The 14,499-nt window shown below is 62.3% G+C and carries 15 protein-coding genes; 8 read left to right on the top strand and 7 right to left on the bottom strand.

From position 1 onward, the window contains the following. The 3 genes from AB7828_RS27635 to AB7828_RS27625 form a co-directional block, all read right to left on the bottom strand. Complete coding sequence (locus AB7828_RS27635; protein ID WP_068731211.1) at positions 1 to 477, bottom strand: DUF992 domain-containing protein; 477 nt, start codon at positions 475 to 477, stop codon at positions 1 to 3. Positions 478 to 656: 179 nt separating this feature from the next. Next, positions 657 to 1,187: a DUF992 domain-containing protein gene (locus tag AB7828_RS27630; protein ID WP_068731210.1), complete on the bottom strand. Its 531-nt coding sequence runs from the start codon at positions 1,185 to 1,187 to the stop codon at positions 657 to 659. 119 nt (positions 1,188 to 1,306) lie between these two features. Next, entirely contained in the window at positions 1,307 to 2,509 is a 1,203-nt protein-coding gene (locus AB7828_RS27625) for a pyridoxal phosphate-dependent aminotransferase (protein WP_068731379.1), read from the bottom strand. A gap of 217 nt (positions 2,510 to 2,726) precedes the next feature. Between AB7828_RS27625 and AB7828_RS27620 the strand changes: the two genes are divergently transcribed. The 4 genes from AB7828_RS27620 to AB7828_RS27605 all read left to right on the top strand — a co-directional run bounded on the left by AB7828_RS27620 (position 2,727) and on the right by AB7828_RS27605 (position 6,369). Next, positions 2,727 to 3,977 (top strand): glycosyltransferase family 87 protein, encoded by a 1,251-nt coding sequence (locus AB7828_RS27620; RefSeq protein WP_441231716.1) that lies wholly within the window; start codon positions 2,727 to 2,729, stop codon positions 3,975 to 3,977. A 181-nt stretch (positions 3,978 to 4,158) separates the two neighbouring features. After that, a complete protein-coding gene (locus AB7828_RS27615; protein WP_089261726.1) occupies positions 4,159 to 4,812 on the top strand; it encodes a glutathione S-transferase family protein in 654 nt (217 codons plus the stop codon). 140 nt (positions 4,813 to 4,952) lie between these two features. Beyond that, positions 4,953 to 5,126, top strand: coding sequence for a hypothetical protein (locus AB7828_RS27610; protein WP_175367576.1), 174 nt, complete (start codon positions 4,953 to 4,955; stop codon positions 5,124 to 5,126). 79 nt (positions 5,127 to 5,205) lie between these two features. Beyond that, entirely contained in the window at positions 5,206 to 6,369 is a 1,164-nt protein-coding gene (locus AB7828_RS27605; RefSeq protein WP_441231715.1) for a PQQ-dependent sugar dehydrogenase, read from the top strand. Between the two features lie 7 nt (positions 6,370 to 6,376). Here the strand turns inward: AB7828_RS27605 and AB7828_RS27600 are convergent, their stop codons facing one another. After that, positions 6,377 to 6,733 (bottom strand): DMT family protein, encoded by a 357-nt coding sequence (locus AB7828_RS27600; RefSeq protein ID WP_068731204.1) that lies wholly within the window; start codon positions 6,731 to 6,733, stop codon positions 6,377 to 6,379. Between the two features lie 261 nt (positions 6,734 to 6,994). Between AB7828_RS27600 and AB7828_RS27595 the strand changes: the two genes are divergently transcribed. The 3 genes from AB7828_RS27595 to AB7828_RS27585 all read left to right on the top strand — a co-directional run bounded on the left by AB7828_RS27595 (position 6,995) and on the right by AB7828_RS27585 (position 9,653). Then, entirely contained in the window at positions 6,995 to 7,537 is a 543-nt protein-coding gene (locus AB7828_RS27595) for a PAS-domain containing protein (RefSeq protein WP_374725693.1), read from the top strand. 223 nt (positions 7,538 to 7,760) lie between these two features. Then, a complete protein-coding gene (locus tag AB7828_RS27590; RefSeq protein ID WP_231077908.1) occupies positions 7,761 to 8,615 on the top strand; it encodes a lysophospholipid acyltransferase family protein in 855 nt (284 codons plus the stop codon). A 96-nt stretch (positions 8,616 to 8,711) separates the two neighbouring features. Further along, positions 8,712 to 9,653 (top strand): aldo/keto reductase, encoded by a 942-nt coding sequence (locus AB7828_RS27585; RefSeq protein ID WP_441231714.1) that lies wholly within the window; start codon positions 8,712 to 8,714, stop codon positions 9,651 to 9,653. Positions 9,654 to 9,827: 174 nt separating this feature from the next. On the opposite strand, the gene AB7828_RS27580 is transcribed toward AB7828_RS27585, so the two are convergent. Continuing rightward, positions 9,828 to 11,054, bottom strand: coding sequence for a DUF1501 domain-containing protein (locus tag AB7828_RS27580; protein WP_441231713.1), 1,227 nt, complete (start codon positions 11,052 to 11,054; stop codon positions 9,828 to 9,830). Further along, positions 11,051 to 12,544 carry a DUF1800 domain-containing protein gene (locus AB7828_RS27575; RefSeq protein ID WP_441231712.1) on the bottom strand — a complete coding sequence of 498 codons (1,494 nt, stop codon included), beginning with the start codon at positions 12,542 to 12,544 and terminating at the stop codon, positions 11,051 to 11,053. Before AB7828_RS27575 ends, AB7828_RS27580 begins: the two co-directional genes overlap by 4 nt. A gap of 122 nt (positions 12,545 to 12,666) precedes the next feature. On the opposite strand from AB7828_RS27575, the gene AB7828_RS27570 reads away from it, so the two are divergent. Then, the gene (locus tag AB7828_RS27570) at positions 12,667 to 12,870 is read left to right on the top strand and encodes a hypothetical protein (protein ID WP_089261740.1); all 204 of its coding nucleotides are present in this window, start codon (positions 12,667 to 12,669) and stop codon (positions 12,868 to 12,870) included. A gap of 53 nt (positions 12,871 to 12,923) precedes the next feature. On the opposite strand, the gene AB7828_RS27565 is transcribed toward AB7828_RS27570, so the two are convergent. Continuing rightward, entirely contained in the window at positions 12,924 to 14,396 is a 1,473-nt protein-coding gene (locus tag AB7828_RS27565; RefSeq protein ID WP_441231711.1) for a diguanylate cyclase domain-containing protein, read from the bottom strand. Positions 14,397 to 14,499: the final 103 nt, after the last annotated feature.

The following is a 14,499-nucleotide window of genomic DNA, read 5'->3' as shown; positions in this document are numbered from 1 at the left end:
TCAGCGACCGGGGCGCAACTCCAAGCTCTGCAGACCGGCGGCGACATTCAGTCCCACCGACCCCTGCAGACTGAGCGGCTGCAGAGAGAAGGCGTTTTGCGAACCGCCAACCAGGACATTCGCGCCGACGCCGACACCAACCGACGCACTGCCCTGTGCGCCCGCATAGTTGCCGGACAGATCGCCGGGACCGCTATAGTTCACCGGCACGAACACGGCCCAGGATAGCGCGGTCTGTTCGGTAATACCGAGATCGATGCCCACTTTGCGGATCGTGGCGACATAAGGCTGGTCCGGACGACCGGTGCCGGTGAGCACGCAGCCGAGATTGGTCACCGAGCCCACGACGAATCCGACGCTGGCTCCGCCCCGGCAATTCAAGACACCGACCTGCACGCCTTGCTGCGACTGCGCTTGCGATGCAGTGAAAAAGGCGGCGGCAGCGATACCGAGAACAAGCGATGAGAGGCGGACCATCAGGAATCTCCGGGTGATGAACGGAAGTAAGGATGTGGATCGACTATCCATAGCTAATGATACCGCCCAATGACAGCGGCGCACGCGCAGCGCGCGCAACAAAAAAGGCCCGCTCGCGCGGGCCTTTTCGTTAACCTTGCCGGATCGCTTACGCGATCACAGCGATCGCTGGCGATCGCTTAGCGATGGCTGCGATGACGGCGCTTCTTGTTGTAGCGATGACCGCTCACCGGACCGGTCGCTTCCAGTTCGAGCTGAACGATGCCGCTGGCGACGTTCAAGCCGGTCTGGCCCTGCACCGAGATCGGCTGCAGCGAATAGGTGTTGCCCGGACCGCCAACGAGGAAGTTGCCGCCGAAACCGAGGCCAACCGATGCGTTGGTACCGACGCCGCCGTAGCTGCCGGCCAGTGCGCCGCGCGGCACGCGGGTGGTCGGAGCGAAGGCAGCCCACTGCACCGTGGTGTTTTCGGTGAAGCCGAGATCAAGGCCGAAACGGCGGATGTTGGCGACGTAACCTTCGGCGCGGCCACCGGCGCTCTGGAAGACGCAGTTGAGGTGCGCATTCGAACCGACCACGTAGCCGACGTTCTGGCCGCCACGGCACTCCAGCACGCCAACCTGAACGCTGCCAGGCTGCTGTGCATTTGCGGTCGCAACCGACGCCGCAAAGGCCACGGCCGTCAGGCCGAACATCTTGGAAAGTCGCATAGTGTTACTCCACCTTGGGGATTTTGATAGCGAGGGGACAAGAAGGAAGCGCCGTGTCGAAAACAAGGCGCTTCCCGGAATAAGCCCCGAAACCGTCAAAAGTTTCGGAGCAGGTTTTGTTACCGAAGATTTCCGCAGAAGCGCTGGATGCGCTTGCAGGCATCTTCGAGATCGGACGTCTTCGTCGCGTAGGAGATGCGGAATGCCGGGCCAAGGCCGAAGGCCGAACCCTGCACCACCGCCACGCCTTCGGTTTCCAACAATTCTGTGACGAAGTCTTCGTCATTGGCGATAACCTTGCCCGAAGGCGCAGTCTTGCCGATGGTGCCGGCGCAGGACGGATAGACGTAGAATGCGCCTTCCGGACGCGGGCAGTTGATGCCCGAGGCCTGATTCAGCATTGCCACCACGAGATCGCGGCGCTCCTTGAACACGGCATTGTTCTTCGGGATGAAATCCTGCGGACCGTTCAAGGCTTCCACCGCCGCCCACTGCGCGATCGACGACGGGTTCGAGGTCGACTGCGACTGGATCGTCGCCATTGCCTTGATGAGCTCGGCGGGACCACCGGCGTAACCGATGCGCCAGCCGGTCATGCAGTAAGCCTTGGAGACGCCGTTCACGGTCAGCGTGCGATTGAACAGGGACGGTTCGATCTGTGCCGGCGTGGTGAACTCGAAGTCGTCATAGACGAGGTGCTCATACATATCGTCGGTCATCACCCAAACGTGAGGATGCTTCACGAGGACATCGGTGAGCGCCTTGAGCTCCGACTTCTTGTAGGCGGCGCCCGTCGGGTTCGACGGCGAGCACAGGATGATCCACTTGGTCTTCGGCGTGATCGCTGCTTCCAGCGCGGAAGCCTGCAGCTTGAAGCCGAATTCTGCGGTGCAGACCACGGACACGGGCGTGCCGCCGGCCAGCGCCACCATTTCCGGATAGCTCACCCAATACGGCGCCGGGATGATGACTTCGTCACCCGGGTTCAACGTCGCCATCAGCGCGTTGTAGAGCACCTGCTTGCCGCCGGTGCCGACGATGATCTGGTTCGGCTTGTAAGTCAGGCCATTCTCGCGCTGAAACTTGCCGATAATGGCTTCCTTCAGTTCGGGAATACCGTCCACGGCGGTGTACTTGGTCTTGCCGGCCTCGATGGCGTGAATCGCTGCCAGCTTGATGTTCGCCGGGGTGTCGAAATCGGGCTCGCCCGAACCAAGACCGATGACGTTGCGGCCGGCTGCTTTCAGCGCACGTGCTTTATCCGTCACCGCGATCGTCGCGGACGGCTTCACACGGTCGAGCGCAGCGGACAAAAACGACATCATCTTCTCCTGAGAAAGGTCGCGGACCCGCGGTCGGCGACGTCAAAATGGCTGATCCTGCTGGGATCGTCGCACCCTAGTGCGTGCGACGTTGCATCGCAAGAAGCTTGGGCAAAAACACATCTGGAAGTGATGCAATTCAGCAAGCGTTAAACGGGGGACGGTAGCGTCAACTGCACGCCGCAATCGACGATTTGAGCCAAAATGCACCCTTAGAATGATCCGGATCTGGCAGCACATTGAAAACGGCGCATGGCTGACCCTCGAACGCGTGCGGGCTTACAGCCTGATTGTGCTCGCTTTGGGCATATTGGCCTTCGCCGGCTGGATTGCGGTCTCGGATGGCGTGATCGACCGCAACGGCAAGCCGATCGGGACCGATTTCTCAAGCTTCTATACCGCGGGAGCGCTCGCCCTTGAGGGCAAAGCCCCCGATAGTTATACGGTAGCGGCGCACTACGCGCGCCAGCAGCAACTTTTCGGCAGCGATACCCCCTATTACGCCTGGTTCTATCCGCCGATTTTTCTGCTGGTCGCAACTCCGCTGGCAATGCTCCCTTACCCGCTCGCGCTTGCCATCTGGCAGGGCGGCAGCTTCGTATTCTACCTGCTCGTGATCTCGGCGATCCTGAAACGAGCCGCCCTGCCTGATGCGGTTCATCGCCTTTGGCTCCCGGTAGCGATGGCGATCCCAGCGGCATTCATCAATCTCGGTCATGGTCAGAACGGCTTTTTGACCGCCGGCCTGTTCGGCAGCGCCCTGCTCGTTCTTCCGCAGCGCCCTTATCTTGCAGGCATCCTGTTTGCGCTGATGGCCTACAAGCCGCAATTTGCCATCGTCATTCCGCTGGCGTTATTCGCGGCGGGCCAGTGGCGATGCATCGCTGCAGCAACGATCACCATCATCGCTCTCACGGGTATCACGAGCGCCTTGTTCGGCATCGACTGCTGGATCGCTTTCGCATCCGTTACCGAGACATCGCGTCAGCTCCTGCTCGAACAGGGACAGGTCGGATTCGAGAAACTGCAGAGCGCATTCGCGGCAATACGGATGTGGAGGGGAAATATCGCATCCGCGTATCTCATCCAGGGCATCGTCTCGATCGCCGTGATTGCCAGCGCAGTCTGGGCGTGGCGCGTCGCACGTGACACAAATCTCAAGGCCGCCATCCTGTTGATCGCAACCCTTCTCGCTTCGCCGCACGTGCTCGACTACGATCTGATGCTTCTCGGTCCAGCCATTGCATTCATGATCGTAACCGGCTTCAGCACAGGATTTCGCGATTATGAGATCAGCCTGCTCGCATTGACCTGGATCATGCCGCTGCTGACGCGCAGCATCGCTGGCGCCATCGAACTGCCGCTCGGCTTTCTGGTGATGGTCGCTTTCTATATCATCGTGCTGCGGCGCGCACTCGCTGATAACAGCACATCGCGGCACCTTCACACACAGATCGCGGCAGCGTGATCTTCCATTGCCGAATGCTGCCTGACATACATTTTTCTCAATCCAGACTGCCGCAGCCGTTTTCGACTTTTTCCATTCCTTGGGCCTTGCGACAGGCTCGCATCAGCATCATTGTCTAACCGCGATCTGCGATGGCCAATCGCGCAGTTGCCTCGACCTGAAATGAATTGAACACCTGCGAATGTACAAACTCTATTCGATGCAGCGCTCTGGCAATAGCTACAAGGTTCGCCTTGCGCTGGCGTTCCTGGACGCGCCTTATCGCGCCATCGAAGTGGACATTCTGCGCGGCGAGAGCCGTACCCCGGAATTTCTGGCCAAGAACCCCAGCGGTCAGGTGCCGCTGCTCGAGATCGCCGAAGGCCGCTATCTCGCCGAATCCAACGCCATCCTCTGGTATGTCGCCATCGGTACATCTCTGGCGCCGGAATCGCGGATGGACCGTGCCGAAGCCATGCAGTGGATGTTCTTCGAGCAGCACGCGCTGGAGCCGAATCTCGGTGCCGCCTATTTCTGGCTGTGCCTGGTACGCGGTGGCCGCGACCTGCAGACCCACGCGCTGGAAGACTGGATGGAGCGTGGCTATGCCGCGCTGCAGGTGATGGAGAATCACCTCAAGATCCATGACTTCTTCGCCGCGGGTCAGCTGACAATCGCCGACATCGCGCTGTACGGTTACACCCACGTCGCCGAGAAGTGCGATTTCGACCTCTCCAGCTTTCCGTCGATCCGCCGCTGGCTGCGTCTGGTGGAAACCCAGCCGGGTTTTATCTCCATGGACTGGCACCCGACGTCATCGGAATATGATACCTTGGACGTAGTGGCCGACGCTTAAGTCCTGAAATAGCGGGCATAAGCGCTGTGAATGCCATTTTCCCGCCATAGTTACGGCCAATCCCGCCCAAATCTCGCCTGCCGCAGCTGCGAATTTGTAGCACGCGGGTGATTCGCCCGCGATTTGAAGGATTTACGGCCATGATACGGTCGCTTCGCGTGGGTGCAGGATTTCAGGCACGCCCCACGTCCATCGCATCCACCCGGTTGACCCACGCCGTCGCGGCGTCGCTCGCGGTTGGCTGTCTGTCGCTCTGCGTCATCCTCGCCCTCACCGTGATGTCGATCCCGGTGGCGAGTGCGATGCCGCTCTGACGGTCCCCACTCATAAACACTCAGCCGCGATGCCGCGCATCGCTTATGCAACCTGCGACTCCGTGATGGAGCCATTTCGATGAAAAGGCCCGTGATCTGGGTCACTGTCACGTTGACGGCGGCTATCGTCGTGACCGCGACCCTTCTGATCGCCACGACCACCCGCGGCGAAAACACCTCGTTCGGCTCGTCGGCCGGCAGGCTCGAAGTACAGACCGTCGCCTCCGGTCTCGCTTATCCATGGGCATTGGCCTTCCTGCCCGAGGGCCGCATGCTGGTCACCGAACGGCCCGGCCGCATCCGTATCGTCTCGCCGCAGGGACAGTTGTCGCCTGCGGTGAAAGGCGTGCCCGAGGTGATGGCCGTCGGCCAGGGCGGTTTGCTCGACGTTATCACCGACAAGAACTACGCGCAGAACACCACGATCTACTTCTGCTACTCGGAACGTTCGGGCAGCGGCGGTCGCACCGCCGTGGCGCGCGGCAAGCTCATCGACGGCACTGCGCCGCGTCTCGACGACATGAAGGTGATCTTTCGCCAGGACGGCCCGCTGTCGTCGGGCAATCACCACGGCTGCCGTATTGTTCAGGCGCCTGACAGCAATCTGTTCGTCACGCTCGGTGAACACTATAGCGGCCGCGATCAGGCACAGAATCTCGATAATCATCTCGGCAAGCTGATCCGCATCGCGCCCGATGGCTCGGTATCGAAGGACAATCCGTTTGTCGGCCGCGACGGCGCCAGGCCGGAGATCTGGAGCTACGGTCATCGCAACCAGCAAGGCCTCGCCATCAATCCGGCGACCGGCGACTTGTGGGAGACCGAGCACGGGCCGCGCGGCGGCGATGAAGTGAACATCATCGGCAAGGGCAAGAATTACGGCTGGCCTGTGATCGGCTACGGCATCGACTATTCCGGCGCGAAGATCCACGAAACCACGTCGAAGGCGGGCATGGAGCAGCCGGTGAAATACTGGGTGCCGTCGATCGCCCCGTCCGGCATGACGTTCTATACCGGCGATCTCTTCCCGCGCTGGCGGGGCAGCCTGTTCACCGGCGCGCTGGCAGGCCAGATGCTGGTGCGGCTACAGCTCAACGGAAACACGGTCACGTCCGAAGAGCGCGTCCTGCAAAATCTCAACGAACGCATCCGCGACGTCCGGCAAGGACCGGACGGCGCGCTCTGGCTGCTGACGGATAGTTCGGCAGGACGAATCTTGCGGATTACGCCAGCCGGGAAGTAAGCGGTCGTTACGACCACTTGTGGAAAATGAAGAACGCCCCGAGCGCGATGAAGGCAAAGCCCAGCGCGTGATTCCAGCCGAGCGGCTCCTTCAGATACAGCACCGAAAATGCAGCAAACACGACCAGCGTGATGACTTCCTGCATCGTCTTGAGCTGGGCGGCATTGTAGACTTCGCTGCCCCAGCGATTGGCGGGCACCGCCAGCCAATATTCGAAGAAGGCAATGCCCCAGCTCACCATGATGACGAGGGGCAACGAGTGATCCTTGAACTTGAGATGGCCATACCAAGCGAAGGTCATGAAGATATTCGAGGCCAGCAGCATCAAAATCGGCAGCAGCAGCGGCGGAATGGTGAAGGGCATTCGATCGGGGTCCTTTTTAAATCCCGGCGCTAACATTCAAGGGCCGGCGCCGGTTCCGGTGGCATCGATAGCATTTGAAGCGAACAAGGGGAAAATGATGCCGGGCTCTTCACGCGCCGTTAGCTATACCGCCGGGAAATTGTGGGCCTTTTTGCAACCAGAGGCCAACCTGCGTTTCTTACCTTTGTACGGACACAGGTACAGCCGATGCAGTACGATTGGCGACTGATTCTCGATCCGGGAATTGAAACGGCGATCATTGTGATCGCAGCCGTCGGGATTACTTTGGCAATCCGCCTCTTCCGGCTGCGACGCGCGGCACGGGCCCGCGAGAACGAGCAGCACGCCACTGCCCAGCGCCTTTCGGCTGCACTTGACCAGATCGATATCGGTGTCGTGCTTCTCAATGCCGACACCCGCGCCGAATTCATCAACCGCGCCTTCCGCGACTACTTCACGCTCCCCGACGAGAAGGCTGACAGCAAGCCGCCGCTGATCGCGCTGATGTATCACGCGCGCGATATCCACGCTTACGCCCTCCCCGACGACGAGGTCGACAGCTTCATCGCCAGGCGCGTCGAGATGATCCGCGCCGGCACTTCCACGCCGACGACGTTGCGCCTCGCCAATGGCCGGGTGCTGCGGATGAGTTGCGCCGTGCTGCCCGATGGCGGGCGGATGCTGAGCTACACTCCGGTGACCGACCTCATTCGTCACACCGACGAGCTCTCCGAGCGCGACTATTATCTGGCGCTCCGCGAAGGCGACGTGTTCAGCTCCCACCGGCTGGACGCGGCCGAATAGGGCGCAATGCCACCTGTGGATATCCCGGGTTGTCATGGCGATGTCACTCGCCCCGGCTAGACTCCTCATGCAGCCGGTTGCTTCCCCCCGTCGCCAATCGGGTGCTTCCCCAGCGGTCTCCGTCAGTTGCCGCGCTGACCGGGACCGCTTCTTTTTGCCGTGGTTTCTCCTAATTCATGCAACTGACTTTGCCTGCGGAAGTCGGCCCCGGTATAATAAACCCATGATCCGTTTCGCCGCCGTCCTGATCTCCTTGACCATGCTGACGCTGCTGCTGGCGCCGTTTCAGCTGATCGCACTGGCCTTCGGCCTGCGCTGGCAGCAGAGTATTCCGCATCTGTTTCATCGCATCCTTTGCGCGCTGATCGGCGTGCGCATTCACGAAGTCGGCAAGCGGACGACGGACACGCCAGTCCTGATCCTCTCCAATCACGTCTCATGGCTCGACATCATCATCATCGGCGCCAGGGCGCCGGTGGTGTTCGTTGCCAAGAGCGAAGTTGCCAAATGGCCGGTGTTTGGCTGGCTTGCCAAATTGCAGCGCACGATTTTTGTCGAGCGCGAACGCCGGCAGAAAACCGGCGCGACGGCGCAGGAAATCGGCGACCGCATGCTGTCCGGCGACGCGGTGGTCCTGTTCGCGGAGGGCACCTCCAGCGACGGCATGCGCGTGCTGCCGTTTCGCTCGGCACTGGTCGGCTCGGTGCATCACGCGCTCGGCGATTCCACGCATCACAAAGAGATCACGGTGCAGCCGATGTCGATCGCCTATGTCGGCTTCGGTGGATTGCCGGTCGGCCGCGCCTTTCGCGAAAACGTGGCGTGGTATGGCGACATCGATCTGATCCCGCATTTCATAGGCATCCTGTCGTCGGGCGCCATCGACGTCGTCGTAAGCTGGGGCGAAGCCGTCGCCTATGACATGTCCGCTGATCGCAAGACGATCACGCGTAACGCGGAAAACGCTGTGCGGCGCATGACGTCCACAGCCTTGCGCGCCGGGCCGCCGCGGAAGACCCCGACCGCCCTGCCCGCGCCCGAAGTTCAAACGCCCGAGTCCGCTTCCGCCATCGCCTGAGCGCCCGCGCGACTGCCATGATGCAGAGCGTCTTGCTGCGCGATGAGGCGCGCGCCATAACCTTGGTCCGCGCTTCCCTCACAAGGCACATTCATCATGGAAACCCGCAATCTCGGCCGCTCCGGCCTTCGCGTCTCCGCCGTCGGTCTCGGCTGCAACAATTTCGGCCAACGCACCGATCTGGAGACCGCGCGCAAGGTCATCCACAAGGCGATCGATCTCGGCATCACGCTGTTCGACACCGCCGACATCTATGCCGGCATGGGTGGCTCCGAGACGGTGCTGGGCGAAGTGCTGGGCGATCGCCGCAAGGACATCGTGCTGGCGACGAAATACGGCAAGCCAATGAGCAATGACGGCAGCAAGCAGGGCGCCTCGCGCCGCTACATCATGAGCGCCGTCGAAGCCAGCCTAAAGCGGTTGAAGACCGACTATATCGATCTGTATCAGCAGCACGATTACGATGCGCTGACGCCCATCGAAGAGACGCTGCGCACGCTCGACGACCTCGTGCGTCAGGGCAAGGTGCGCTATATCGGCAATTCCAACTTCCCGGCTTGGCGCATCGCCGAAGCCGAGATGGCCGCGCGCCAGATGGGCGTCGCGCCCTTCGTGTCGTGCCAGGACGAATACAGTCTCGTCGTCCGCGACATCGAGAAGGATCTGCTGCCGGCCGCGCAGCATTTCAATCTCGGCCTGCTGCCGTTCTTCCCGCTCGCCGGCGGCATGCTGACCGGTAAATATGCCGGCCTGAAGAACGTCCCCGCCGATACGCGCTTCGGCAAGACCCCCTATATGCAAGAGCGCTATCTGAACCCGCGCAACATCGCCTTGGTCGATCAACTGCAGGCCTTCGTCGGCGCGCGCGGTCATTCGATGCTTGAGCTCGCCTTCTCGTGGCTCGCCGCCCGCCCGCAAGTCTCCAGCGTCATCGCCGGCGCATCATCGCCCGAGCAGATCGAGCAAAATGTGAAGGCGGCGCAGTGGAAGCTGACGGCGGAGGAGATGACGGAGATCGATACGATTACGTTGGGGTAGTTAAACGCGCAGATTCTTCCCCTCTCCCTCAGCGCGGCAAAGCCGCGCGCCGCGGGAGAGGGTGGAGCGAAGGCGCGAAACGCGTTCGAGCCGGGAGAGGGCTCTATCGCGCTCACGGCCAGACCCTCTCCCACTGCGCGCAGCTTCGCTGCGCTTGGGGAGAGGGGAAGCAAGCTACCCCACCAATCCCTTGACCGGCTTCACCAGCGCACTGTCAGGAAACACCTGCTCGGCCAGTGCACGCTCGCTGATGCCGAGGTGATCGTGCAGCACGCCCTTGAAGATCGCGCGCAGATCCGTGGTCGGGGCGAGATCGCGGGCTTCATAGAGCTTGCCATTCGCAAGGCCGGGCCAGTCCGCAATCACGCGGCCGCCCTTGATCGCGCCACCCGCAAGCAACGCAATCGTGCCGGTACCGTGGTCGGTGCCGGCAGTGCCGTTGATCTTGGCGGTGCGGCCGAACTCCGTGGCCACGACCACCACCGTGTCACGCCAATGCGGCCCAAGCCCGCTCTCGAATTCCGCCAGTGCGCCATCGAGACCGCCGAGCAATTGCGCGAGGCGCCCGACCGGCCCGCCTTCCTGCGCATGGGTGTCCCATCCATCGAAGGCGAGCGCTGCGATGCGCGGGCCATCATCGGCAGCCATCAGCTTCGCCGCGCCGCGTGCGACCTGGCGCATCGCCGCTACGGCATTGCCGCCGCCCTTCGGTTTCATCTCGTCGCCAACGGCAATCTTGTCGAGCTTCAGGCCCTGCGACAGCGCCGTCCCCAAAGCGGGATCGCGGTCCTGATAGAGTTGCATCAGCCGCATCGCCGTATCATCGGCCGCGTTGGGCAGATTGACCGGCGCCCAGCCGACGGTCGGCGCGGCGCCGCGCAGCACCAGCGGCGTGGTCGGTCCGATCGCAAGACCGGACGAGACGCGTTCGCCACGCGGCAACGATTCAATGGCGCGGTTGAGCCAGCCCGACTGCACGCGGCCGGGGCCGGCATAGCCGCTCTCCAGCACGTCCTGGCCGTCGAAATGCGAACGTTCGCGATAGGACGTCGCCACCGCATGAACCACGGCAGCTTTCTTGTCGCCATACATCCGCGCAAATTCCGGCATCGCCGGATGCATGCCGAAGAACGAGTCCAGCGCGATGGCTGCGTTCGGGCCATCCTTCGCCAGCGCGATCGAGCCGTGCAGACCGGCATAATCGGGATCGCCGAGCGGCGCGACGGTGGCCAGACCATCGAGCGCGCCGCGCAGGATCACGACGATCAGGCGCGGATCGCGCGCGTCGGCGGCCCTAGCGAATTTCGGCAGATAGGCCCAGGCGGCAAAGGCCGCGCCTGATAACAGAAGCGAGCGGCGTGTGGGGCCGAGCATGCGGCTTTCACAGCAGTCCATCGTCATCTCCTCTGAAATTCCGGCGACATCAGCAGCAGCGTCAGTGCCTGCTGCCGCGTCTCCGCGCGCGCGATCGTCTGTCGTGTTTCCGATGAGGCCGCCTCGCCGGCGACCACGTCGAGCATCTCACGCGGATCGATACTGTCGGGGATGCGCGACGAAACCTGTGCTGCGAGATCGAGCCGCAGCTTCATGCCTTCGGGGACGGCCCAGGCGGCATTGCCGTCCGGAAAGCCGTTCGGCCCCGGCGGTGTCCAGAGCGGCTGGCCAAGCGTCTGCAGTCCCGCAAAGTAACGGCCGGGATCTTCGGGGATGCGCGCCAGCAGGCGGCCGGTGGAGATCAGATATTCATAGGGCGTGCGCAGCTTGGCCATCGGCATCTGCCAGGCTTCATTGGAATCGAGCAGCGCCAGCGCCAGCGCCTTCAGATCGCCGTCGGTCTTTCTGAACACGCCTTCCAGCCGCGCCAGCAGTGCCGGCGGCGGCGCATCAGCCACGAAATGCTGCGCGAATTTCCTGGCGACGAATGTCGCCGTCGATGGCTGCCGCGCAAGATCGGCGAGCGCTGTTTCGCCTTGCGCGACGCCGGTGTCGTCATAGGTCTTGCCCAGCAATTGCTGCGGCCCCGGTTCATGCGCATTGGCGTTGAAGGCAAAACTGCCGGGCGTGCCGATCTTTCCTTCGCGTCCGGCAAAGGTCCAGCCGGTGATGATCCGCGCCAGCGACGTCACATCGGCCTGCGTGTAACCACCGCCGACGCCGAGCGTATGCAGCTCCATGATCTCGCGCGCGAGATTTTCATTGAGGCCGCGCTTGCCCCTCTCACCGGCTTTCGAAGCCGGCCCGATCGATTGCTGGTTGTCGAGAAAGAACAGCATCGCCGGATGCTGTTCGACGGCTTTCAGCATGTCGGCAAATTTGCCCAGCACATAGGGGCGGATCGCCTCGCGTTCGAAAGAGCCAGCCCACATCCGCGCCGGGTCGCCCTTGCTGGCCGAGATGCAGAAATGGTTCGACCAGAACACGACGAGGCGTTCGACAAAGCCACCCTCGGCAATGGTCGCGCGCTGGATCCGCGCCAGCGCTTCTGCACGATAGGTCTTCTGCACCACATTCGGCGGCAGCGCGACGGCCGGCGGCGGCTTCGGTGCGTCAGGCTGCACTGTCATGGTGGTGTTGCCGGTCATCGCGGGAGCTTCCGGCTTCCTGTCCATCGCAGCCGGCGGCGCTTCAACCGGCACCAGCCCCGGCGTCTTCAGCGCCGCCTCGCGTGCCGTTTTCACTTCGAGCTGATAGGCGAACATCGCCTGCCCCAGCTCGGTCGTCGATTGCAGGCCGGGCAATTCCAGCAGCGCCGCATTGGGGCGCGCCAGCTCGGCCTTCACGAAGCCGCGAGGATCGGAGGCCGCATTGACGATATCACCGGAGGCACCGCCCCGCGCGCCAAAGCCGAAGCGATTCAGCGCGATCAGCGCACCTTGCGGGTCGCGGGCCATCGGGTTTCCCTCACTCTGCCTTCGTCCTATGATGCATTGGAACATCAAAGGCGACACCCCAGATATACGGGTGGAACAGATGAACCCGGCATGAAAATCGCGCTGAAATTTGGGCTGCTTTCATGAATTATCGGACAGAAAGCTTAAAGCCGCTCAGCCGCAGCCTCACCTGCTCGGACTGCGGGACTGAATTCGGCTGCGACCTGTCGGGCAATTGCTGGTGCGCCGAGGAGACCGCGAAACTGCCGATGCCGACCACAGGCGGCGATTGCCTGTGCCGCGACTGCCTGCGCGCGAAGGCAGCGGCAGCGCACGCCACGACCTGACGGACGTGCTGATCCGCATGGCGCGCGATTGCGCATCGGCTCCCGCAGCCTGCCTACACCATGCCCGCGCTGCGCCGGTCACGATCGGGTTGCGCATAGTAGTTGCGTTTTGCTTGCAGCATTTCCATATCGGCGCGCTTGACCACGGCTTCGAGCCGCTCGCCGGTCCGGCTGGTGGCAATCCCGGTGGAGAGGCTCAGCGTCAGATCCGGATAGTACTGGTTGTTGACCTCGATCAGTCGCGCCAGCGAAGCAAGCACCGCCTCGCCGCCGGCAGCATCGACTCCGGGCAGCAAGATGGCGAATTCGTCGCCGCCGATGCGCGACACCGTCGCCGGCTTTTCGACCAGTTCGCCAAACACTTCACCGGCCCGGCGCAGCAACCCGTCGCCGGCGGCATGGCCAAGATCGTCATTGGCAGTCTTCAGCGCGTTAAGATCGGCAACGATCACGGTGACCGGTTGCGATCCCTTGCGTTCGAGCCGGTTGAGTTCGTCCACGAAGAACGAGCGGTTCGTCGTGCGCGTCAATACGTCGTGGGTGCCGAGATATTCCAGATAGGCTTCCGCCTTCTTGCGCGCGGTGATGTCGGTCAGCGCGACCTGCACCTGTGACCAGTCGCGCTCATGCCCGGGCAACACCGAGAACTGCAGCAGCAGATGCAGCTTGGTGCCATCGAGCGCGTAGTTGACGACCTCGCGCTGCTGGAACAGCTTGCCCTCCCACAGGTCGATCAACTGTTCGCGGAAATGCGGCTCCATCTCGTCGCGAAACACATCCGACAATTGACGGAGCAACGTGTCCTTGTCGGGCGCGCCGAACAATTCCAGCGTACGACTGTTGACATCGAGCACACGGATCTCGCTCATGCAGCGCAAAACGAATTCCTCGTGCACATCCGTGAACACGCGAAAATCCTCGATGCCGCGCGCGCGAACGTCGTCCACCAGGCGCTTGACGCCGCTGAAATCCTCGACCCACAGCGACACCGGCGAATGCGCGAACAGGCCGAACGCATAATTCTCGCTCTCCGCGAGGCGACGACGCGCGCCTTCACGTTCGGTCACATCCTCGATGGCGATCATCACGCGATCCCAGCGCTCTTCATGCCCGGGCAGAACAATGCCGTGCAGCTGGATGTCGAGGCGCTCACCCTTGAGCGTGTAGTTGACCGTATGGCTGGAAAAATGATTGCGGCCGCTCCAGAGCTGGGCCAGTTCCGACACATGACTCTTGAACGTATCGTCGCGCATCACCAGGCCGAGACTGAGCGTCAGGTGAGATAGGTCGCGCGCGCCGAACAGTGACAGCGTCTTGCGATTGACCTTGAGAATGCGGATGTGCTGCGAGCACTCACGGACCCGTTCGGGATTGGCGAGCAGGAATGTCTCGATGTCGTCGACGCCCTGCGCCTGCCACTGTTCGAACAGCCCCTTCACATCGCTGTAGTCCTCGATCCAGAGCGAGACCGGGGCAAGATCGAACATCACGGCATCGTCGGCGAGATTGGTAGGCGGAACGGACATAGCGACCTTGGCGCGTGAGACAGCGTGAATCGTTGAGGTATTCCCTTATAGCGAGAGTTACAGGGAATATCCTTGGATTTTCACGAAGGCACCAAGCACCACC

The organism is Tardiphaga sp. 215_C5_N2_1, assembly GCF_052076055.1.
GTDB classification, from domain to species: Bacteria; Pseudomonadota; Alphaproteobacteria; order Rhizobiales; family Xanthobacteraceae; genus Tardiphaga; species Tardiphaga robiniae.
This window is presented reverse-complemented; position numbering and strand designations above follow the sequence as displayed.